The 20,809-nt window shown below is 40.2% G+C and carries 17 protein-coding genes; 1 reads left to right on the top strand and 16 read right to left on the bottom strand.

Features of this window, described 5'->3' with window-relative positions:
- Positions 1-2: 2 nt before the first annotated feature.
- The 4 genes from rplU to HMPREF9200_RS09155 all read right to left on the bottom strand — a co-directional run bounded on the left by rplU (position 3) and on the right by HMPREF9200_RS09155 (position 3,031).
- The gene (gene rplU / locus HMPREF9200_RS01070) at positions 3-314 is read right to left on the bottom strand and encodes a 50S ribosomal protein L21 (RefSeq protein ID WP_009352881.1); all 312 of its coding nucleotides are present in this window, start codon (positions 312-314) and stop codon (positions 3-5) included.
- Positions 315-546: 232 nt separating this feature from the next.
- Positions 547-1,731 (bottom strand): multidrug effflux MFS transporter, encoded by a 1,185-nt coding sequence (locus HMPREF9200_RS01065; RefSeq protein WP_009352879.1) that lies wholly within the window; start codon positions 1,729-1,731, stop codon positions 547-549.
- Positions 1,718-2,611, bottom strand: coding sequence for an epoxyqueuosine reductase (locus HMPREF9200_RS01060; protein ID WP_009352809.1), 894 nt, complete (start codon positions 2,609-2,611; stop codon positions 1,718-1,720). Before HMPREF9200_RS01060 ends, HMPREF9200_RS01065 begins: the two co-directional genes overlap by 14 nt.
- Before the next feature lie 339 nt (positions 2,612-2,950).
- Positions 2,951-3,031 (bottom strand): putative holin-like toxin, encoded by an 81-nt coding sequence (locus HMPREF9200_RS09155; RefSeq protein ID WP_369688071.1) that lies wholly within the window; start codon positions 3,029-3,031, stop codon positions 2,951-2,953.
- Between the two features lie 395 nt (positions 3,032-3,426).
- Between HMPREF9200_RS09155 and HMPREF9200_RS01055 the strand changes: the two genes are divergently transcribed.
- Positions 3,427-4,374 carry an L-lactate dehydrogenase gene (locus HMPREF9200_RS01055; protein ID WP_083818385.1) on the top strand — a complete coding sequence of 316 codons (948 nt, stop codon included), beginning with the start codon at positions 3,427-3,429 and terminating at the stop codon, positions 4,372-4,374.
- A gap of 431 nt (positions 4,375-4,805) precedes the next feature.
- Here HMPREF9200_RS01055 and HMPREF9200_RS01050 read toward each other — a convergent pair whose 3' ends face one another.
- The 12 genes from HMPREF9200_RS01050 to HMPREF9200_RS00995 form a co-directional block, all read right to left on the bottom strand.
- Positions 4,806-5,588: a basic amino acid ABC transporter substrate-binding protein gene (locus HMPREF9200_RS01050; protein WP_009352866.1), complete on the bottom strand. Its 783-nt coding sequence runs from the start codon at positions 5,586-5,588 to the stop codon at positions 4,806-4,808.
- Positions 5,589-5,891: 303 nt separating this feature from the next.
- Positions 5,892-7,124 (bottom strand): RNA polymerase sigma factor RpoD, encoded by a 1,233-nt coding sequence (rpoD, locus tag HMPREF9200_RS01045; protein ID WP_009352990.1) that lies wholly within the window; start codon positions 7,122-7,124, stop codon positions 5,892-5,894.
- A gap of 21 nt (positions 7,125-7,145) precedes the next feature.
- Positions 7,146-8,909: a DNA primase gene (gene dnaG / locus HMPREF9200_RS01040; protein WP_009352888.1), complete on the bottom strand. Its 1,764-nt coding sequence runs from the start codon at positions 8,907-8,909 to the stop codon at positions 7,146-7,148.
- A gap of 205 nt (positions 8,910-9,114) precedes the next feature.
- Entirely contained in the window at positions 9,115-10,662 is a 1,548-nt protein-coding gene (gene rny, locus HMPREF9200_RS01035) for a ribonuclease Y (RefSeq protein ID WP_009352996.1), read from the bottom strand.
- Between the two features lie 222 nt (positions 10,663-10,884).
- Positions 10,885-11,307: a regulatory protein RecX gene (locus HMPREF9200_RS01030; RefSeq protein ID WP_009352928.1), complete on the bottom strand. Its 423-nt coding sequence runs from the start codon at positions 11,305-11,307 to the stop codon at positions 10,885-10,887.
- Complete coding sequence (recA, locus tag HMPREF9200_RS01025; RefSeq protein ID WP_038144398.1) at positions 11,307-12,380, bottom strand: recombinase RecA; 1,074 nt, start codon at positions 12,378-12,380, stop codon at positions 11,307-11,309. Before recA ends, HMPREF9200_RS01030 begins: the two co-directional genes overlap by 1 nt.
- Before the next feature lie 40 nt (positions 12,381-12,420).
- On the bottom strand, positions 12,421-13,656 hold the full coding sequence (locus HMPREF9200_RS01020) for a competence/damage-inducible protein A (protein ID WP_009352962.1): 1,236 nt from the start codon (positions 13,654-13,656) through the stop codon (positions 12,421-12,423).
- 12 nt (positions 13,657-13,668) lie between these two features.
- Positions 13,669-15,009: a 30S ribosomal protein S12 methylthiotransferase RimO gene (rimO, locus tag HMPREF9200_RS01015; protein WP_009352872.1), complete on the bottom strand. Its 1,341-nt coding sequence runs from the start codon at positions 15,007-15,009 to the stop codon at positions 13,669-13,671.
- The gene (locus HMPREF9200_RS01010) at positions 15,006-16,049 is read right to left on the bottom strand and encodes an ABC transporter substrate-binding protein (RefSeq protein WP_009352938.1); all 1,044 of its coding nucleotides are present in this window, start codon (positions 16,047-16,049) and stop codon (positions 15,006-15,008) included. Before HMPREF9200_RS01010 ends, rimO begins: the two co-directional genes overlap by 4 nt.
- A 20-nt stretch (positions 16,050-16,069) precedes the next feature.
- On the bottom strand, positions 16,070-18,040 hold the full coding sequence (locus HMPREF9200_RS01005) for a YgiQ family radical SAM protein (protein ID WP_009352828.1): 1,971 nt from the start codon (positions 18,038-18,040) through the stop codon (positions 16,070-16,072).
- A gap of 18 nt (positions 18,041-18,058) precedes the next feature.
- Positions 18,059-18,505: a helix-turn-helix transcriptional regulator gene (locus tag HMPREF9200_RS01000; protein WP_009352901.1), complete on the bottom strand. Its 447-nt coding sequence runs from the start codon at positions 18,503-18,505 to the stop codon at positions 18,059-18,061.
- A gap of 53 nt (positions 18,506-18,558) precedes the next feature.
- The gene (locus HMPREF9200_RS00995) at positions 18,559-20,778 is read right to left on the bottom strand and encodes a DNA translocase FtsK (protein ID WP_009352960.1); all 2,220 of its coding nucleotides are present in this window, start codon (positions 20,776-20,778) and stop codon (positions 18,559-18,561) included.
- Between the last annotated feature and the right edge of the window lie 31 nt (positions 20,779-20,809).

Below are 20,809 nucleotides of genomic sequence, written 5' to 3'. Positions count from 1 at the left end.
AATTACGCCTCGATTTTTTCGATGCGAACTTTAGTGAATGGTTGGCGATGGCCTTGACGACGACGATAGTTGGATTTCGCTTTGTATTTGAAAACCAAGATCTTTTTCGCTTTACCATGTTCAAGTACTGTACCAGTAACTTTTGCACCGTCCACAAGTGGTGTACCAACTTTAACGTCACCGTCTTTAACTACAGTTACAACTTCGTCAAAAGAAACAGTTCCTTCAGCTGCTACATCCAATTTTTCAATAGTGATTACATCGCCTTCGGAAACGCGATATTGTTTACCACCAGTTTTAATAATTGCGTACATTATGACACCTCCTTGTATTCGTACTCGCTGAATGCGGTTATCTAGCCGAAGCCAAATATTATTGACCTCTTCATGCGGCTTGCAATAGTTGGGCGTACCCAAACTATGACTCAATTATTATACATGACAAGAGCTGCCCATGTCAATAAAAAATACAGATATAGACCAACTCTATACCACATACGCTAGCACTGAAGAGCTATTCATGAGTATTAGTACAATAGTGATATACCTATATAGTAGGCCGCGCAAATCGATAATAACAGAACAACGCCGTTACCGAGCAAACCACCATAGTTACCCCCATAGGAATCGCCGTATGAGACCCTGCAATCCCCACAATAGGGGCCACAATACCGGCAGACATCATAGAGAAAAAGCCTAATAATGCAGATGCACTACCTGCTAGGTGACCGTAATTGGCCATCGCCATAGAAAAGCTAGCAGCCCCGAATAGAGACACAGTGCCTACGGTAAAGAATAAAATCGTAGTGACCACTAGGAATGGCATATTCAGTGCCATGGCGCCTAAAAACAAAGTGGATCCTAGGAATAGCACACACAAGCTACCGTGCAACAATTGGTAATCCTTGATAACATTACTCATACGGGAACTAATCATACTAAACAAAATGATGCCACAGCTGTTGATGCCAAATATATAACTAAATTGTTGTGCATCCAGCCCGAAAATATTTTGATACACAAAGGATGACCCACTAATGTAACAAAAGAAAGCACCAAAAGCAAAACATTGAATGCCACATTGTCCTAAGAAAGCTTTGTCTTTGAGTAGTGTCTTATAGTTTTTGATGGCCTCTTGAATACCACCTGCTACACGCTGTTCGGTTGGTAAACTTTCACGGAATAGAATGGAACCTATCAACAGCACTAAGGAAAATCCTGCCAACACAACAAAAATAAATCGCCATGTTTCGTATATTAAAATTTGTCCACCCAATAATGGCGCAATGACAGGCGCTAATCCATTGACCATCATCAATGATGCCAGCAACTTAATCAGAGCCGGTCCCGATGCATGGTCACGAGCGATAGCCTTAGAGATAACTACCCCAAAGGAACCCGTCACACCTTGCAAAAATCGACCCAACAAGAGTACTTCAATATTTGGTGTATAAGCGCAAACCATGGTAGCTACTACGCAAAGTAGGTTTCCCACAATGAGTGGTCTCTTGCGACCTAGCACATCGCTGATAGGTCCTGCAAAGAGTTGTCCCACTGCAATACCGATGGTCATAACGCCGATGGTCATTTGAATATTTGATGCCGATGTATCCAGTTCTCCAGGCATAATCGGCAAGGCTGGCAAATACATATCCGTCGCCAATGGCGTTACCGCTGTGAGCAATCCTAAGAATATAATTAAAAACAATGAAACAGACTTACTTTCCTTCATGCTTTTCCTTTCTAACAATCTCCGCATTGCGAAGCAACACTTTCTTTCCTCGCCAAGCCCAGGCTTTGTGGCCGTACTTCGCTTTAAACTCTTTATTCGTCATTCCTTCTAATTCCTCCATCTCAATGTAGGATGTAACCTGTTGAAACTCTGGTATAGGCGTCATAGGAATATCTCGATTGTGGGGGCATACCTCCTGGCATACATCACACCCAAAAATGAGAGGTGTTTTACCAATAATTCGTTCTTCTTCCTCTGAAAGTTCCCCTTTACATTGGGTAAGATAACTTTTACAGGTTCGATAATCTAAATGATCTCCTTGTAAGGCCTTACCAGGGCAAGCACGCAAACAAGCACCACATTGCAGACAGCTCTGTGCAAGCGGTACAGAAGGAGACAATTCCAACGTCGTCATAATAGTGCCAATAACAGTATAGGAGCCCCACGTAGGGTTGATAAATGTTTGGTTCCACCCATAAAACCCTAAGCCTGCCAAGTATGCCATATACCGATCCGCTAAAGGTGACGTATCACAATGAATCTCGTATATTTCGTCAGGATAGCGCCCACGCAAAATATCCACCAGTTGTTCCAAATACTGTCGTACCACAACATGATAATCATCGCCCCAACAGTACCTAGCTAAATTCGTCACTCCTTCCCTAGGCATATAATAAGGAAACAAACAGACTATCGCGGACTTCGGTGAAGCAATAGTCGTGGACCCCTGCAATCGTTCTTCAATACTTCCATTCGTAAACGGACAAGGATAGGGCGTATCCAAATGTAACGACGCCTCCACCGGCAATGGCCAAGACGCCGCCCCCACCGCAGGAATATTTAATTGTATCGCTAATTCTTCAAGTTCTAAATTTGTCATGCATTCATTATACTATACAATCCATAGGTTTTATATATAAACAGCCACTCATATATCATACTAATTACGAACAAAGACTATGCATTTGGGGAACTTTATTTTAAATTATAGTTTTCTCTGGAAGTACTATCAAAAACTCAAAACCAATCCAGCTCCCTAAAGAATGCAGTTAAGCATAGCAGAACAAGAGACATTGTCATGGCCTATATACTATGCTATAATTAAAACAACAAAAGAAGAGCCATCGACGTCTGCTAGCGTTAGGCTCATCTCAAAAGTGGAAAATTGATTACGCCTAACGTGTAAGGTCTGGGAAACCTTATTCGTTAGGCGTTTTCGTTAGCTATAAAAGCAACGGAGAACTTCTACAATCAACATAGAAAATTGAATCAATAAAGATAACTTTTCATATGTAGTCATAGTATCATCTCCTCCCCTAATAGGAAGAGATGAGCCTAACAACACGCCGTTGACTCTTCTTATTTATTATACTTTAAAATCACACAAAATGTTAATGTTTTATCAATACTACACATACTCCATGAGGAACGCAGTTAAGCGTAGCAGCCTTGTGGCGGGATTAACTGCACACATAACACAAATATAAGAAGAGTGCGACATGTTCCTGAACAAACATTACGCAGTGCCGTTTGAGAAGGAATGTGTCGCACTCTTTCTTTTGCCCTATTCAGTTAAACCCGCCAAAGACTGCATAGCAAAACAAGTGACGTATTGACGTAACCCCCCTAAAAGTTTTATCCTATAACATATTACTAATTACTTTAATTATTCAACACAGGAGGAACAATATGTCTATAGAACTACGAAAAGTTGCCATTATCGGCACTGGTCATGTGGGGTCCCACGTGGCATTTTCCCTTGCCACACAAGGTGAGGTGGACCAATTATACATGGTGGATATCGACAAAGATAAAGCGATTGCCCAAGCCACCGATATTAATGATGCTGTAAGTTACTTACCACATCGTGTAGAAGCTATCCCTTGCGAACCGGAAGACATCGGAGACTGCGATATTCTCGTTATTTCTGCAGGTCCCCTCCCATCTCCAGAACAAGATCGACTAGATACACTAGGGTCCACCGTAGAAGTATTGCGTGAATTCCTTCCTCGTGTAAAAGCCTCGGGGTTCAACGGTTTCATCGTGAGCATTTCCAACCCAGCTGACGTAGTAGCTGCCTATGTACAAGAATACTTAGACTACCCGAAACATAAAATCATCTCTTCCGGTACATCCTTAGATTCGGCACGCCTACAACGACTAGTAGCTGAACAAATCCACGTACATCGTCGCTCTTTATCTTGCTATGCTATGGGTGAACACGGTGGTAGCGCTATGGTCCCTTGGTCTCACGTCACAGTATCTGGCAAACCTTTAAAAGAACTCCAACAGGAGCTTCCTCACCGCTTCCCAACCTTTGATGAAAATGCCCTAGTAGAACAAATGAAATACGGTGGCTACCTCATCCTCATCGGAAAAGGATCCACAGAATTTGGTATCGCTGCATCCGTCACAGAAATCATCCGTGCTTACTTCCACGATGAACAAAAAGTATTACCTCTATCCTGCAAACTAGAAGGCGAATACGGCGAGCACAATGTCTTTGCCTCCGTCCCTGCCATCATCGGCAAAAACGGCATCGAAGAAATCTTAGAATTGCACCTAACCGCTGACGAACAAAAAGCCTTCCACAACTCTTGCGAACGCATTCGGGAATATATTAAACTAGCACACACACTATAATTCCCTGAGGAACGCAGTCATGCGTAGTAGCCCTGTGGCGATCCTTTATGAATACTATATTATAAACCTAAAAGACCGCAATATACCTCCGAAGAAACATTATGAAATACCGTTTCTGAGGAGATGTATTGCGGTCTTTCCTTTCACTACATCGGATAGAATGCCACGAACTACATAGCTGAACAAGAGACGACACATTATGAAATACCGTTTGTGAGGAGTATACCGTGCTCTTCCACATCCCCCACCCCTGAGCAAGGCCCTTATGCGTAGTATCCTTTGTGGTATTCCCTATGCCAAAATAAGACAAATGCTAGAAGAGCACGACATATTCCGGAGCAAACCTAACCACTGTATCAGTTTGCGGAGGAATGTGTCGTGCTCTTCCCTTTGCCTACCCGTCTAGGAATACCACAGGCTACATAGCAGAACTATTTTGCGAACCATTTGGAGTAAATTTTTTGATATGTTCCATCTTCACGCATTGCTTTCAAAGCTTCATTAACTTTATCACGTAATGCTGTGTTAGATTTATTGAACCCTAATACGAATGGAGGTGCATCTGTGCCTTCTCCTACCAATTTAAGATCTTTGTCTGCACCTTGTTTCAAGTAATACATAGCCACTGCTTGGTCAATGATAGCACCATCAATCGTACCTGCTTGTAATGCCATGAAGATATTGCTATTAGAATCCATTTCTTTTACATCTGTACCAGGGATTGCTTTTGCCATTTCCACAGGTACTGTACCAATTTGAACCCCTACACGTTTATTAGTAAGGTCGTCCATTTTTTTGATATCCGTATTATCTTTACGAACAATAGTGATGAAACCGCCTTCTTTGAAGTATGGCTCAGAGAATGCTAATGCTTTTTCACGTTCTGGAGTTGCATTAATACCAGCTGCAATCATATCGATATTGCCAGATTGTGTAGCAGGAATCAACGCATCGAATCCCATGCTGACAAACTCTAATTTTAAGCCTAACCGTTTGGCTACTTCTTCACTTAAATCTACATCAAAACCAATATATTTATTAGTATTTTCTTCTGCAAATTCAAATGGAGGGAATGTGGTTTCAGAACCAACTTTCAACACCCCTGCTGTTTGTGTTAACTGCGCTTCTTTTTTATCACTACCACAACCAGCTAGCAAACCTACACTAAGAACAGCTGTACATAGGATAAGACCTAGTTTTTTCATGCTAATCATAATTACCTCCCAGAATATATTCACTACTTATGATTATTTATACATAAATTATACCACACAATTATTAAATAGCAAGTATTTTTTATAAAGTTTCTCTTTATAAGTATATCACTATTTTTATTTTACTCTACAAAAGATATTTACTATAATACCATCAAATACATCAAAGGGAAGTTGAACAAAACATATCAACTTCCCCCTAGGTTCATTATTTTAATACGTAAGACTATAACAGCATAATTATTTCACAATTAGTTATAATCCCTACCTACGATACTAACTACTATTACCTAATATTAGGCATTATAAAAAGTCTTTAATTTTATCTCGTTTCCCACGATTCCGCAGTTTTGTTAAAGCTTTTCCTTCAATTTGACGAATCCGTTCCCGTGTCACATTAAAGAATTGACCAACTTCTTCCAATGTACGTGGCTTACCATCTTTTAAACCAAAGCGTAATTCTAACACTTGTTGTTCTCGATCTGTTAAGCAACTAAATACTTCAACAATTTGTTCTCGCAACAAAATAAAGCTAGCCGCATCATCTGGAGCTACCGCATCTTTATCTTCTAAGAAATCTCCTAAATGGGAATCTTCTTCTTCCCCAATTGGCGTTTCTAAAGAGACTGGCTCTTGAGAAATTTTTTGAATTTCTCGAACACGCTCCACTGTAATGCCCATGCCTTCAGCAATTTCTTCTGGACTTGGTTCACGGCCTAAGTCTTGTAATAATTGACGCTGAATACGTACTAATTTATTAATCGTTTCTACCATATGTACTGGAATACGAATGGTTCTAGCTTGGTCAGCAATCGCTCTTGTAATGGCTTGACGAATCCACCATGTGGCATAGGTAGAAAATTTATATCCCTTTGTATAGTCAAATTTATCGACTGCTTTAATAAGCCCCAAATTGCCTTCTTGAATTAAATCCAAGAACAACATACCACGGCCTACATAACGTTTTGCAATACTTACCACAAGACGCAAGTTAGCATCAATCAATTTCTGTTTCGCGCTACTACCTAAACGAACTTCTTTATAGGTAGCTCCTTCTTGATTACCTGCCTCAATTTGTTGTGCCAAAATGATTTCTTCATCACCAGATAGCAATGGAACACGTCCAATTTCTTTCAAATACATACGCACTGGATCATCAATATTCATTCCCTCAGGAATAGATAAATCAAGATTAATCTCTTTTTCTTCATCATCTTCTTCCGTAGCAATATCGATGTCACTAGTTAAATGTTCTACATCTACATCTACATCAACTTCGACTTCTATATCCTTATCTAGTAATTCATCATGTAGATGCAAGTCACTTTCAGAAGCATGTTCATCATCAGGAATGACTTCAATATTCAAATTATTAAATATAGCATACATACTATCAAGCTGCTCTGCTGTTACTTCCATTTGCTCTGAAAGTGCATCAGAAATTTTCTTAGCTGTAATGACGCCTTCTCGTTTCGCATCTTCTAATAAAACCGCGATAATTTCTTGCACTTGCGATTCTTTTTTCTTCTTTGCCACTGTGCTCTTCCTTTCACTACATCAAGACCACTGTTTAATTAATTCTTGTAAATCCTGACACATTCGTAACTCTTCTATAAATCTAGGATCATTAGCTCTACTTAATTGGTCTGCCAATCGACTATGTTCCTTATATTGATTGCGAAGGGATTTTAATCGCACACTTCGAATTAAACTGTGCAATAATTCCTCATTCATTTCACGGTCAATTAAGACCGACCATTTGCCAAACATGTGCCAAGATTCTGCATCTAAAGCTCCTTCTAAAAGGATGTCCGACAATGTTTCACCTCTAGTTACCAAATCGCCAATTTTTTCATAATAGGCGCGATACATAGGATGCGATATGTCTTCTACTCCTATATATTGGGTCACTAAGGTATAAATATTATTATCTTTACCAACCCAGTACAGCAATTCTTCTTCATCTGTAAAATGTTCCTTAGGCACATTAAGTTCCTGCTGTTTTAATTCTATATTTCCTTGTCGAAGAAACTGTCTAAAGTAAGTAATGATAGTACTCACATCTAACCACAAAGGTAATGCCATAGCTTTTAAATATTCATCACGGCGCACTTGGCTTTCATGGCCTGCAATAAAAGGGAACATATCTCCCAAAACAGAACGCTTTCCTTCTACCGAATTAGTATCGTGACGACGTAAGCTTTCATTTAATAAAAACTCAAAATCTCTTGGCGATGTATCCACCAATTCTTGCCATGCTTCAGGACCGTGATTTTTGATAAAATCATCTGGATCCTTTCCATCAGGCATAGATACTACCTTAACAGAAAATTCTGTATTTTGCAATAATTCGATAGCACGCTTAGCCGCTGTACGACCAGCTCCGTCCATATCATAGGCAAGAACAACTTCCTCTGCTTGACGCATTAATAACCTACCATGGTCTTTCGTATAGGCCGTACCCAACGATGCCACTACATTCGTAATGCCTACATTATGACAACTCAGTACATCCATATATCCCTCTACAAGGACTGCTTGTTTCTTTTCACGAATGCTACGGTAGGATTGATAAAAGGCAAATAATAAATGTCCTTTATTAAATATTTCCGTTTCTGGGGAGTTCAAATATTTCGGATTACTGTCATCAAGAACACGACCACCGAAGCCTAACACACGCCCCTTTCCATCCATGATAGGAAACATCACACGTTTTCTAAAATAATCGTATATCTTACCTTGCTCATTTTTACGGCATAGCCCTAACTCTAATAACAAATTAGGGTCCACTCCACGTCCAATAAAGGCACTGTATAACTTATCCCATCCATCTGGAGCAAAACCTAAGCGAAACTTTGTTATCGTCTCCATGGATAGACCTCGTTTTAGTAAATAGTCTAAACCCTGTTTTCCTAACTCTGTTTTTACTAAACAATTATGAAAGAAATTTGTAGCTAGTTCATTCACTTCATACATAGATTCCATACGGGCCATACGTTTTCGTTCTGCTGATGATACGGTCCGTTCTGGCAAAGCAATGTTAGCACGATTAGCTAATCTTTCTATCGCTTCTGGAAAAGTTAAATTATCATATTTCATTAAAAAACTGATAACATTCCCCGATTCTCGACAACCAAAACAATAAAAAAAGCCCTTTTCAGGGGTCACACTAAAAGAAGGTGTCTTTTCATTATGAAATGGACAACAACCCCAATAGTTTTTCCCTTTCTTCTTTAATGGAATATGCTCAGAAATGACAGATACAATGTCATTGGCATCTTTGACTTGTTCAATTATATCATCATCGAAAAACTTGCTCATGTCATTCTCCTAAGCTATGTACTACAGTGTATTTACTAAAAAGTATAAATTATATATACGTTCTCTATCTATACTATTCTACACAAATAAAAAAACTCCTACTTACAGATACTTTCTTTTTCTTCACACTATATATGCAATTCATATATAGTGTGAAAAAAAAGAAGTTAGAGCAGCCAAAGGCTGCTCCAACCACTTATGTAGACTATTTTTTCGCGTAATCTACGACTCGTGTTTCACGAATAACCACAACTTTAATTTGTCCTGGATATTCTAATTCATTTTCGATTCGTTTAATGATGTCACGTACCAACAAGTTCGCTTCCACATCATCCACTTTATCTGGTTTTACCATAACGCGAATCTCTCGACCTGCTTGGATAGCAAAGCATTTTTCAACGCCTTCAAAAGATTCAGCGATTTCTTCCAACTTAGATAATCGTTTTAAATAATTTTCTAATGTTTCGCGTCTAGCTCCTGGTCGTGCTGCAGAAATAGCATCTGCTGCCGCTACCAATACAGCCTCTACAGATTTAAACTCTTCATCACCATGATGAGCGCCAATACAATTTTGCACCAATGCGCTTTCATGATATTTTTTAGCAAGATCTACGCCAATTTCCACGTGAGATCCTTCAATTTCATGTGTTAAGGCTTTGCCTAAATCATGTAATAAACCGCCTCGTTTAGCCAGTACTACATCGCAGCCTAATTCCGCTGCCATCATACCTGCTAAATGAGATACTTCTACAGAATGTTTTAGTACATTCTGTCCATAACTAGTACGATATTTTAGTCTACCTAAAATACGAATCACTTCTGGATGTAAGCCATGTACATCTGCTTCAAAAGTAGCTTGCTCGCCCGCTTCTTTTATAGTTGTTTCCACCTCACGGCGTGCTTTTTCAACCATTTCCTCGATACGAGCTGGATGGATACGTCCATCTACAATGAGTTTTTCTAAGGCAATTCGTGCTACTTCGCGACGAATTGGATCAAATCCGGATAAAATAACTGCTTCTGGTGTATCATCAATAATTAAGTCAATACCCGTCAACGTTTCTAAAGCGCGAATATTACGGCCTTCACGACCGATAATACGGCCTTTCATCTCATCATTTGGCAATGTCACCACAGACACTGTAGATTCTGCTACATGGTCAGCTGCACATCGTTGAATGGCCATAGAAATAATTTCTCTGGCATTCTTTTCCGCCTCTTCTTTTGCTTGTTGCTCAAGATCTTTAAGCATCACAGCAGTGTCGTGACGAATCTCTTGTTCTACTTTTGTCAATAAAATTTGTTTTGCTTCATCAAAGGTTAAGCTAGAAATTCGTTCTAACTCTTCCATTTGTTGTTGATGCAATACCTCAATTTTTTCTTCCGCTTTTTCTAGATTGCGTTCCTTGTGGTGCAAGGACTCCTCTTTGCGTTCAATACTGTCTAGTTTTTTGTCTAATTGCTCTTCTTTTTGTAAAATCCGTCGTTCAAGACGTTGTAATTCATTACGTCTATCCCGATTTTCTTTATCTACATCAGCACGCAATTTATGAATTTCTTCTTTTGCTTCCAGTAACGCTTCTTTTTTCTTAGACTCCGCTAAGCGCTCGCCATCAGCAACAATACGTGCAGCTTCTGTTTCCGCTTTGTTTAGCTTACCTTCTGCAATATTGCGACGCAATAAATAGCCTACTCCAAGACCAATTAATACCATGACTACGGCAACAATGCTGTATTCTAAAATCGTGTTCACCTCCCACTTGCATAAAAAAAGGAGAAGTCGATACATCCGCTTCCCCGGTTTCTCGCCCATTTTGCTTTTAAATTTTATTTTGCTTATTATTAAGGCTATTTTAATTTTAGTTCATACACCGTGGAATGTCAAGACAAAGCCCCTACTCTAAGTAGGGGCCCCATTCATAACAGATAGATTGAATTGTACTCACAGCGAATCCACGATTCTTCAAAAAATAAATTATTTTTTCTTACTAAACTTATCTTCTTCGCCCTCTTCGATGGCTGCTAACCGCTCCTCATCGGATATGTGAAATCGTTGCTCTAATAGTTTTACCGCTACCGACCATTCATCATAGTCATCTAATACATAAGATACAGCAAGACCTCGTTCGCGCATTTTTTCACGAATGTAATAGGTACTATGCTTTTCTGCCTCCATATAGGCACGCAATGCTTCTTCCGACAATTCGTCATCGTCTAAGTACGATAAGGATAGAAGTTTTTCTTCTACATCGTGTATTAGCTCACTAGGCACAGACCGTTGAGACAATTTACGCCGTAGCTCTAAGGTACTTAAAGACCGTGGCCCTAATAAGCGCAAAGCTTGCTCCATAACTGATGCAAATGTCCACTTCTCTTCTTTCGATGTACGAAATGCCATTATTCCATATCCACAGTTTCAGTAGTTGCTACTTCATCCACTTCTTCATCATGACCAAGTACATTCAATGGTTCTGCTGCTAATGTATCACGAATAATAGAATCAATTTCTTGAGCAATTTGAGGGTTTTCTTTCAAGAATACTTTGGCAGCCTCTTTACCTTGACCCATACGCTCTCCATTATAGGAATACCAAGCACCAGATTTTTTGATCACTTCAATATTCGCACCGATGTCAATCAATGTACCTTCGTAGGAAACGCCTTCCCCAAACATTAAATCAAATTCTGCCACTTTGAATGGAGGAGCCACTTTATTTTTCACAACTTTTACTTTTGTACGGTTACCGACATGTTCTTTAGCAGAAGTCAACGCTTCCCCTTTGCGTACATCTAAACGAATAGTAGAGTAGAATTTTAAAGCACGGCCACCTGTAGTTGTTTCTGGGTTACCAAACATAACGCCCACTTTTTCACGCAATTGGTTAATAAAGATAATAACCGTTCTAGTTTTACTGATGGAGCTTGTTAATTTACGTAATGCTTTACTCATCAAACGCGCATGTACCCCAACGTGAGCATCTGTCATTTCACCATCAATCTCTACTTTAGGTGTTAAGGCCGCTACGGAGTCCACAACGATTAAGTCTACTGCCCCAGAGCGAACCAAAGCCTCTGTAATTTCTAAGCCTTGTTCACCATTATCTGGTTGGGAAATCAACAAGCTATTGATGTCTACGCCTAATTTTTTCGCATATACAGGGTCTAAGGCATGTTCTGCATCGATGAAGGCAACAACGCCACCATTACGTTGTGCTTCTGCTGCTGCATGTAAAGCCACCGTAGTTTTACCAGAAGATTCTGGTCCATAAATTTCAATAATACGGCCCCGTGGGAATCCACCTACACCAACTGCCAAATCCAAGGCCAATACGCCTGTAGAAATGACTTCAATGTTCATTTTATCTGCCGCTTCGCCCATGCGCATGATCGCGCCTTGACCAAAGTCTTTTTCAATTTGTTTTAAAGCCCCTTCTAAAGCTCTCATACGATCTTCTTGAGATCCGCTTTTCATATCAATTGCTGCTTCTTTTGCTTTATCCTTTGCCATTGTTCTACCTTTCTATTAATTCTTTATATACATATTGAATCGCTCGTTCCGCTACACTCTTACGGATACTAGTACGATCCCCTATAAATATCTCTTTATATACAGTTATTCCTCGTGGTGTACCTATACCAATATATACAAGACCTACTGGTTTTTCTTGACTGCCACCACCTGGACCTGCTATCCCTGTGGTCGCAATGGCATAGTCTGTACGTAATACACGAAATACACCTTCAACCATTTCCTTAGCCGTTTCTTCACTGACAGCACCATATGTTGCCAATGTCTCTGATGATACACCTAATACTTGTTCTTTCACCGCATTTGCATAGGAAATGATACCACCCTGATAATATCCACTGCTACCACCTAAGTCAGTCAACATTTTTCCTACTAGGCCGCCTGTACAAGATTCAGCAGTTCCTATGGTAACGCCTGTTGTTAGAGCCACCTTGTGAAAGTCTTCCAACACCGATGTATCTAAACTACGGATATCTTCCAAGCATTCTAATAGGATAGACCTCCATGGACCTAATTTCTCCTGACAGTCTACTTTTGATTCGCCTTTTGCAGTTAAGCGAATTTCAATGTATCCTGGTTTGATCAATAATGCTGTGGTTGGATTCTGCTGATTCTGAATCAAGTCTTGCAATAGAGTCTCTAGTTGCATTTCACGATATCCATACACAGCATACCGTTCAGAATAAATCATCCCTTGCTGTCCAAAACGTTGCTCTAAAAAGGGGCTCACACTGTCTATAAAAGTTCCTTGTAATTCTGATGGAGGACCTGGTAACAATACATATACCGTATCATCCTGTTCCACTACTACTGCTGGTGCCACCCCTACTGGATTATGTAGTACTTTTGCCCCTTCTGGCAAATACCGATCTCGGTCAGATTCGTAAGGTTTCACCCGTCCTTGTTTCTCATAAAAAGAATCTACCTCACGACCTGCTTCTTCGTGAAATACCAAAGGTAATCCTAGCGCATCTGCCAAGGATTTTCGAGTTATATCTCCTTGGGTAGCACCTAAGCCTCCAGAACTGATCACAATATCTGCTCGCTCCCCTGCTCGTTGAAATACCTCTTTCATACGCTCAGGATTATCCCCCACCGTCGTTTGATATGACACAGAATAGCCTCGATTGTTCAGTTCTTCGCTGAGCCATTTCACATTTGTATTGACAATATGTCCTAGTAATAATTCTGATCCTGTAGAGATTAATTCTACGATCATGCTATCACCATCCTATATAGTTTCTACTACCACGTCATAAGCGAAACCTTGTGATACTTTTACAGTCACAATATCGCCTTCAGAAAGTCCTGTTACATCTTCTACATACATGTTACCATCTACATCTGGAGCCTGCATTTGCAAACGTCCACGAGCCAAAAATTTTCCCGGCTCTACTTCATCGATAGCTTCAATTAGGCCTTGATGAATCGTTCCCTCTAGATCACGATTATGTTCCTCTGAAACTTGTGCTTGAATAGCCATTAATGTATGGTATCGTTCTTCTTTCACTTCTTCAGGAATTTGGTCATCCATCAGACCTGCTGGTGTGCCATCCTCTTGAGAGTACGTAAATACACCCATGTGATCAAATCGAATATCTTTGACAAAATCTGCCAATTCTTGGAATTGTTCTTCTGTTTCTCCAGGGAAGCCTACAATAAGGGATGTGCGCAATGTAATATGCTCGCTGCGATTGCGGATTTTATGCAACAAGGCTACAATATTTTCTCGCGTATCCTTACGGTTCATACGTTGTAACACAGTATTATTAATATGTTGTAGCGGCATATCGATATACTTGCACACCTTTGGTTCTGTCATGATTGTTTCTAGCAATTCATCAGAGAAGTGTTTTGGATACAAGTACAACATGCGAATCCATTCGATACCTTCAATCTTCGCCAATCGTTTCAATAACTCTGAAAGCAGCGGTGTACCATTGTTCAAATCTGCGCCATAGTAGGTAGTATCTTGAGCAATTAATACTACTTCTTTCACACCTGCTTCTGCAAGCTGTTGTACTTCTCGTTCAATAGACTCCATAGATCGACTGCGATAGGCCCCACGTACTTTCGGAATGATACAGAATGTACATCCATTATTGCATCCTTCAGAAATTTTTACATATGCACTGTAGTCCGGTGTTGTCATCATACGTGGCATGCCTTCATCATACATATTTGTCATACTATCCATGATACAAATACGTTGACCTTGTTGAATGGCCTCCACAGCTTCCATGATACGATTCCAAGATCCTGTTCCAATGAGGGCATCAATTTCTGGAATTTCAGTAAACAATTCTTCTTGGTATTGCTGACTTAAACAGCCCGCTACGATAAGACCTTTACAGTCTCCATATTGTTTATATTGACCAGCCTCTAATATAGTATTGATCGATTCTTCTTTTGCTTTCTCGATAAATGTGCATGTGTTGATAATAATAATTTCTGCTTTTTCTAACTCTTCTGTGATTTCATATCCATTATCTTGTAAAGCTCCTAGCATCACCTCTGTATCCACCAAATTCTTGGCGCAACCTAAACTAATATAACCTAACAACTTACTCATGGTGTATCCTTTCTAAAACGCACTTGTCGTATCCATTCTTGTAATATCTTATCTTGCTCTTCTTTCACAATCCCTGCATTCCATAACACAAGATGATTGCCCTGTCGGTCTTTATGAGATTCCACCGTTTCTCTGGTTGGCAAATAATACCTATCCCCCTCTTTCAATACAGCTTGTACCCGTTCTGAAAGTAACCAACTCACAAACGCTTCACTTTCACCAACATTACTGGATCCTTTTAGAATCCCTACGCCCATCAAATCATAAGGAGTACCTTCCCTAGGATATAAAATCGTCAAAGGATATTTATGAACCTCGTAGAATTTGGCATCCGAATAATGTCCTACACTGACCTGTACATCTCCAATAGCAGCCATGCGCACTGAAGATGGCAAGGCTTTTGCATACTGCACAATACGTGGCCGCAAGCTATCAAAATAGGAGATAGCACCATCTAGTCCATAGATATCACCAAAACTATTCAATAAAGTAGTGGACGATGCATCGGCTACAAAATCAGTGACCGCTATACGCCATGGGCCCGTATAAGCTAAGGAAAACCAAGTGTTTACATATTTTCCCTGACTGCTATAGAAGGTATCGTGTAAGGCTAAGACATAAGGATCATACCATATCCCTACCCATTGCTCATCCGGACCGTGGAATACTGTATCTACCGAATATGTTAAAGTAATTGGCAATCTACGAAAGGCTCCATGCTCAACCCCTTCACTGAGATTGGATTTTGTAGAAATCACAAGATCCCCTTGTTGCTCTGCTTCTGGTAAAGCTAACCGTGTACCCATTTGGTTCTGCGGTATGGGAATAACATGTACTCTTACTTGTGCCTCTCTTTCGTAGGCCTGTCCTATAGCCGTCATGACTTCAGGGTCCCCATCTGTATAGATAGTAATTTCTGCTCTTGTAGAAATCACACGTTGATCCACTTGATCTTGTTTCATATCATTAAGCCACAAGCCTACACTAAACATACCTACTACTACTAGTAAATACACTATAAGCAATCGTAACCGTTTCATAGATTCACCTCCTTTACCTATTAGAGATACCTAACCAAAATTCCTTTTTTCATGCCTTTATTTTTTCGATTTCCTATACCAGTTTTAGAACCACTATTTGTACGTCCTTCCCCTTGCATAGATCCTTTTCCTCTACCTGTTGCTTTCACTCCACCCTTAACTGAAATTCTAGTCCTATCAGATTTTGGTGCATTCCGTTTTATACATCGCGGAGGAATTAAGCATAATGGTCCAAAACCGATTAAATCTCTGCGATTTGCTTTGATTAAGGCTTCTTTTACTAATTCATAATTATCTTCTCGTTTATATTGCATCAAGGCTCGTTGCATAGCTTTATCTCTGCCTTTTTTAGCCACATATACAGGCTCACCTGTAAGGGGATTGATTCCTGTGTAATACATGGCGGTCGATAAGCTACCTGGAGTAGGAATAAAATCTTGCACCTGTTCTGGAGTCATATTTTGATCTCGCAAAAATTCTGCCAATTCAATAGCATCTTCTAATGTACAGCCTGGATGAGAACTCATAAAATAAGGCACCAAAAATTGTTGTTTACCTAATTTACGATTCGCCTCATCAAACCAAGATTTAAATTTTAAGAAGTAACTTTTATTGGCTTTCCCCATGATGGTCGTTACATGCTCGGATACATGTTCAGGGGCAACTTTTAATTGACCACTCACGTGATGTTCGCACAATTCTCGAACGAAGTCTTTGTTATTATCGTCCAATACATAGTCATATCGGAGCCCCGATCGAACAAACACTTTTTTTACGCCTTTTACATTACGTACTTTTCGCAAAATGCTCACATAGTCATCATGATTCGTATTTAACTGAGGACATGCTTTGGGCGCAGCACATGTTTTCCCCTTACAAGCGCCTACTTTCAACTGTTTATCGCAAGCAACATGACGGAAATTTGCCGTAGGACCTCCTACATCATGAATGTATCCTTTAAATCCATCCATAGTTGTCATACGATGAGCCTCATCTAAGATCGACTGATGACTACGATTTTGAATAATTCGTCCTTGATGGCTTGTAATAGCACAGAAAGAACAACTACCAAAACAACCACGATGGCTAGTAATACTAAACTGCACTTCTGCTAAGGCAGGTACTCCACCAGCCGCATCATACATAGGATGCCATTTTCTCGTATAGGGTAAACTATAAACATGATCCATTTCTTCCTGTGTTAATGGTAAGGCTGGACTATTCTGTACAATATACCGATTACCATGCCCTTGCGCCACTGTTTTCCCATAGTATGGATCTTGCTCATCAAATTGCATTTTAAAGGCTTTAGCAAAGATTTCTTTGTCTGCTGATATAGCTTCGTAAGATGGGCATTCAATAGCATTCTCTGGCACGGTGTTGGCAACATAACAAATCCCTTTGATGGCAGGTAATCGTTTTTGTAATTGGTCTTTATCTAAGGCTTCGGCGATTTCACGAATTTGCTTTTCTCCCATACCATAGATAAGGACATCTGCCTTACTATCCATCAAAATAGAGCGGCGCACTGTATCGGACCAATAATCATAATGGGCAAATCGTCGCAAACTAGCTTCAATGCCGCCAATAACAACAGGAACCCCTTTAAAAGCCTCTCGCATACGATTCGCATACACCACCGTAGCTCGGTCTGGGCGTCGCCCAGATTCACCACCTGGAGAATACCCATCATCACGGCGATGTTTCTTGGCTGCTGTAAATTTATTGAGCATACTGTCTAAATTACCTGCTGTCACTAAGGATGCCAATCGAGGCTTTCCCAAAACCTTAAAGGCATTCACATCGTTCCAGTCTGGCTGAGCTATGATACCGACTCGATATCCATAGGACTCTAATAATCTACCAATTACAGTAGGCGCGAAGGAAGGATGATCCACATAGGCATCTCCGCTGATAATGACAAAATCAAGTTCAGCCCACCCTCGTTCGTCCATTTCTGCTTTTGTAGTAATTAAATATTGTTCTTTCATAGTATTCCTTATACTGTATTACACGAAAAATAGCCAACCTAAAAACAGAATAATCAGCAGCAAAATACCACCTACTACAAATCGTTCTATCATCATCGTTTTTTGTCGTTTTGCCTTACGACTTTCATAGGTTAACCGTTGTTTCGGCGCCTCAATCAATTCCTGTTCTCGAAAGGCATCAGTCTTCTCTTGTTCTTTTGATACCATTCTGCGTTTGGGAATCGTCAAGGATTCACCCATTCTATTTTTAAAAGTATCCACCAATCGACGACTATCTAAGCCCAGTAGTTCACTATAATTTTTGATGAACCCTTTCGTGTACACACTACCTGGAATACGACTAAACTCATCATGCTCCAAGGCATGTAGGTAGGCTACTTTTATATGTAATACATCTTCAATTTGTTCTAATGTTAAACCGCGTCGTTGACGCTCACGTCTAAGTTCTTCGCCAATCGATGCCATAGAACCTCCTATACATATAGGTGCCATCTACATAACGCAAATGGCACACTACTCTAATCTACTGTAAAATTTGGGAAATATAGTTCTCTAATTTGGTCTTCTCCCATTAAAATATCGCGACCTTTACTACTATTCGTAGGAGGTCCAATAATTTTCATATCTTGCATAGTATCGATTAAACGACCGGCTCTAGAAAAACCAACTCGTAATCTACGTTGCAAAATAGAGGCTGACGCACTACGTTGTTCTAGTACAATTTGTACAGCTCGCTCCAACAATTCATCCTGTTCCTCATCACTGCTGACGGCATCAGAACTTTCAGCACCTTTATCTGTTTCTGCCATCATCACTTCATCATATTCTGGCTGACCTTGTCCTTTGACAAAAGCAATCAATTCTTCCACCTCTTCATCAGAAATGAATGCCCCTTGAATACGAATTGGTTTATTCGCTCCTATAGGATTAAATAACATATCGCCACGACCTAATAGACGTTCTGCTCCTGCTTGGTCCAAAATGGTGCGAGAATCAATTTGAGTAGCCACTGTGAAAGCAATACGACTCGGCACATTAGCTTTAATTTTGCCTGTAATCACATCCACCGATGGACGTTGCGTTGCCAATACCATATGAATCCCTGCGGCACGTGCTTTTGCGGCTAATCGGTCAATGGATTCTTCCACATCTGGATTGGTCATCATCAAATCAGCTAACTCATCGATAATAATTAAAATGAGAGGCATCGATTTGGTTGGATTTTGCTTATTATAGCTAGCCACATTACGCACGCCTGCTGTGGCTAATGTCATATAGCGGGCATCCATTTCACGAACTGCCCATCGTAATACAGCAGCTGCTTTATTCATATCTGTTACCACCGGCAACATCAAGTGCGGAATACCGTTATACACGGATAACTCTACCATTTTAGGGTCCACCAAAATCAGTTTCACTTCATCTGGCTTACGACTAAATAAGATGCTAGAGATCAATGTATTGACACAAACAGATTTACCAGACCCCGTGGATCCAGCCACCAATAGATGTGGCATTTTAGCCAAGTCCGTAATAACCGGCATGTCTGCAATATCTTTACCAAGTCCTACCGGAATACCACCACTCGCTTGTTGGAACTCTTCACAGTCCAATACATCTCGTAAATGAACAGCAGACACATTTTTATTAGGAATTTCAATGCCTACTGCAGACTTTCCTGGTATAGGTGCTTCCATACGAATATCAACGGCTGCCAAGCTCATTTTTAAATCATCTTGTAAACCCATAATTCGGCTTACTTTTGTCCCTTTCGCAGGTTCTAATTCATAACGTGTTACCGTTGGACCTTGGGTGGCATTCACCACTTTTGCTGTAATACCAAAATTATCTAATGTTTCTTCTAGTAAGACTGCATTATGAGCCACTTCTTCACTGGTCACAGGATTGGATTTTCCCTGTGAAAGCATCGTCAACGGAGGATATTGATAAGGCTTTTCTATCGTCCTAGGACGCGCCACACCATCCGTGTTCACAGCTACTGCTGCAGTATCTTCTTTCGTAGTTTCAATGGTTGGTACTTCTACCAAGGATCCTACATAATTAGTAGTTTGCAAAAATGATGGAGGTTTTATAGGTTCTAAATTTATAGACTCTTCTGGTACATAAGAGTCTTCGTCCACATCTGTGGTCTCCCTATCTTCCCATATATCCTGTAAAGAAGCATCGTCTGTGATAGGTTCCTCTGCTCGATCTACCACTGGAGAATCCTCTAGTGCCTGCACCATAGAAGTACTAGTCACTATCTCATCTTCAAGTAGTTCTGGCTCTGGAATATGGTTATGTGTAGTATCATCTTCTTCCATTTCAGTAAAATCTGCTTCCATCTGTGTATTGGAAGCGATTACTTCTTCCTCTGGTGTGGGGTTTACCGTTTCTTCTAGGTTTGATACCTGTGTTCTCTGAACTTCCTCAATCGCTTTTTCAGTAGATTCAGCACCAGTTTTTTCGGTAATTACATCAACATCAGATTCCAATTCTATATCAAACATATCCTCTTCTATTTTAGGATACCTAGTGTCTTTTTCACGATCATAGGCCTTACGACGTTCTTCACGCCATTCATGTACTTGTTCACGAATGGCACTAGCTGTTTCTGTTGCTTTTTCTTGCGCTATTTCGAGCCCCACACTAGCCTTATCCTTCGCTTTATGCAAGCCTTCACGGAGAGATAATTTTGTAATCCCCAATACACAAGCAAGGCCAAGAATGGATGTCACTAAAATGCCACCAATATTCCCTAATAAATTT

Origin of the sequence: Veillonella sp. oral taxon 780 str. F0422, assembly GCF_000221605.1 — a bacterium.
Lineage (GTDB): Bacteria > Bacillota > Negativicutes > Veillonellales > Veillonellaceae > F0422.
This window is presented reverse-complemented; position numbering and strand designations above follow the sequence as displayed.

What these genes read in the sequence shown, in the direction of transcription:
- rplU (WP_009352881.1), bottom strand. Translation starts at nt 314, where the DNA reads ATGTACGCAATTATTAAAACTGGTGGTAAACAATATCGCGTTTCCGAA.
- HMPREF9200_RS01065 (WP_009352879.1), bottom strand. Translation starts at nt 1,731, where the DNA reads ATGAAGGAAAGTAAGTCTGTTTCATTGTTTTTAATTATATTCTTAGGA.
- HMPREF9200_RS01060 (WP_009352809.1), bottom strand. Translation starts at nt 2,611, where the DNA reads ATGACAAATTTAGAACTTGAAGAATTAGCGATACAATTAAATATTCCT.
- HMPREF9200_RS09155 (WP_369688071.1), bottom strand. Translation starts at nt 3,031, where the DNA reads ATGACTACATATGAAAAGTTATCTTTATTGATTCAATTTTCTATGTTG.
- HMPREF9200_RS01050 (WP_009352866.1), bottom strand. Translation starts at nt 5,588, where the DNA reads ATGATTAGCATGAAAAAACTAGGTCTTATCCTATGTACAGCTGTTCTT.
- dnaG (WP_009352888.1), bottom strand. Translation starts at nt 8,909, where the DNA reads ATGAGCAAGTTTTTCGATGATGATATAATTGAACAAGTCAAAGATGCC.
- HMPREF9200_RS01030 (WP_009352928.1), bottom strand. Translation starts at nt 11,307, where the DNA reads ATGGCATTTCGTACATCGAAAGAAGAGAAGTGGACATTTGCATCAGTT.
- recA (WP_038144398.1), bottom strand. Translation starts at nt 12,380, where the DNA reads ATGAAAAGCGGATCTCAAGAAGATCGTATGAGAGCTTTAGAAGGGGCT.
- HMPREF9200_RS01020 (WP_009352962.1), bottom strand. Translation starts at nt 13,656, where the DNA reads ATGATCGTAGAATTAATCTCTACAGGATCAGAATTATTACTAGGACAT.
- rimO (WP_009352872.1), bottom strand. Translation starts at nt 15,009, where the DNA reads ATGAGTAAGTTGTTAGGTTATATTAGTTTAGGTTGCGCCAAGAATTTG.
- HMPREF9200_RS01010 (WP_009352938.1), bottom strand. Translation starts at nt 16,049, where the DNA reads ATGAAACGGTTACGATTGCTTATAGTGTATTTACTAGTAGTAGTAGGT.
- HMPREF9200_RS01005 (WP_009352828.1), bottom strand. Translation starts at nt 18,040, where the DNA reads ATGAAAGAACAATATTTAATTACTACAAAAGCAGAAATGGACGAACGA.
- HMPREF9200_RS01000 (WP_009352901.1), bottom strand. Translation starts at nt 18,505, where the DNA reads ATGGCATCGATTGGCGAAGAACTTAGACGTGAGCGTCAACGACGCGGT.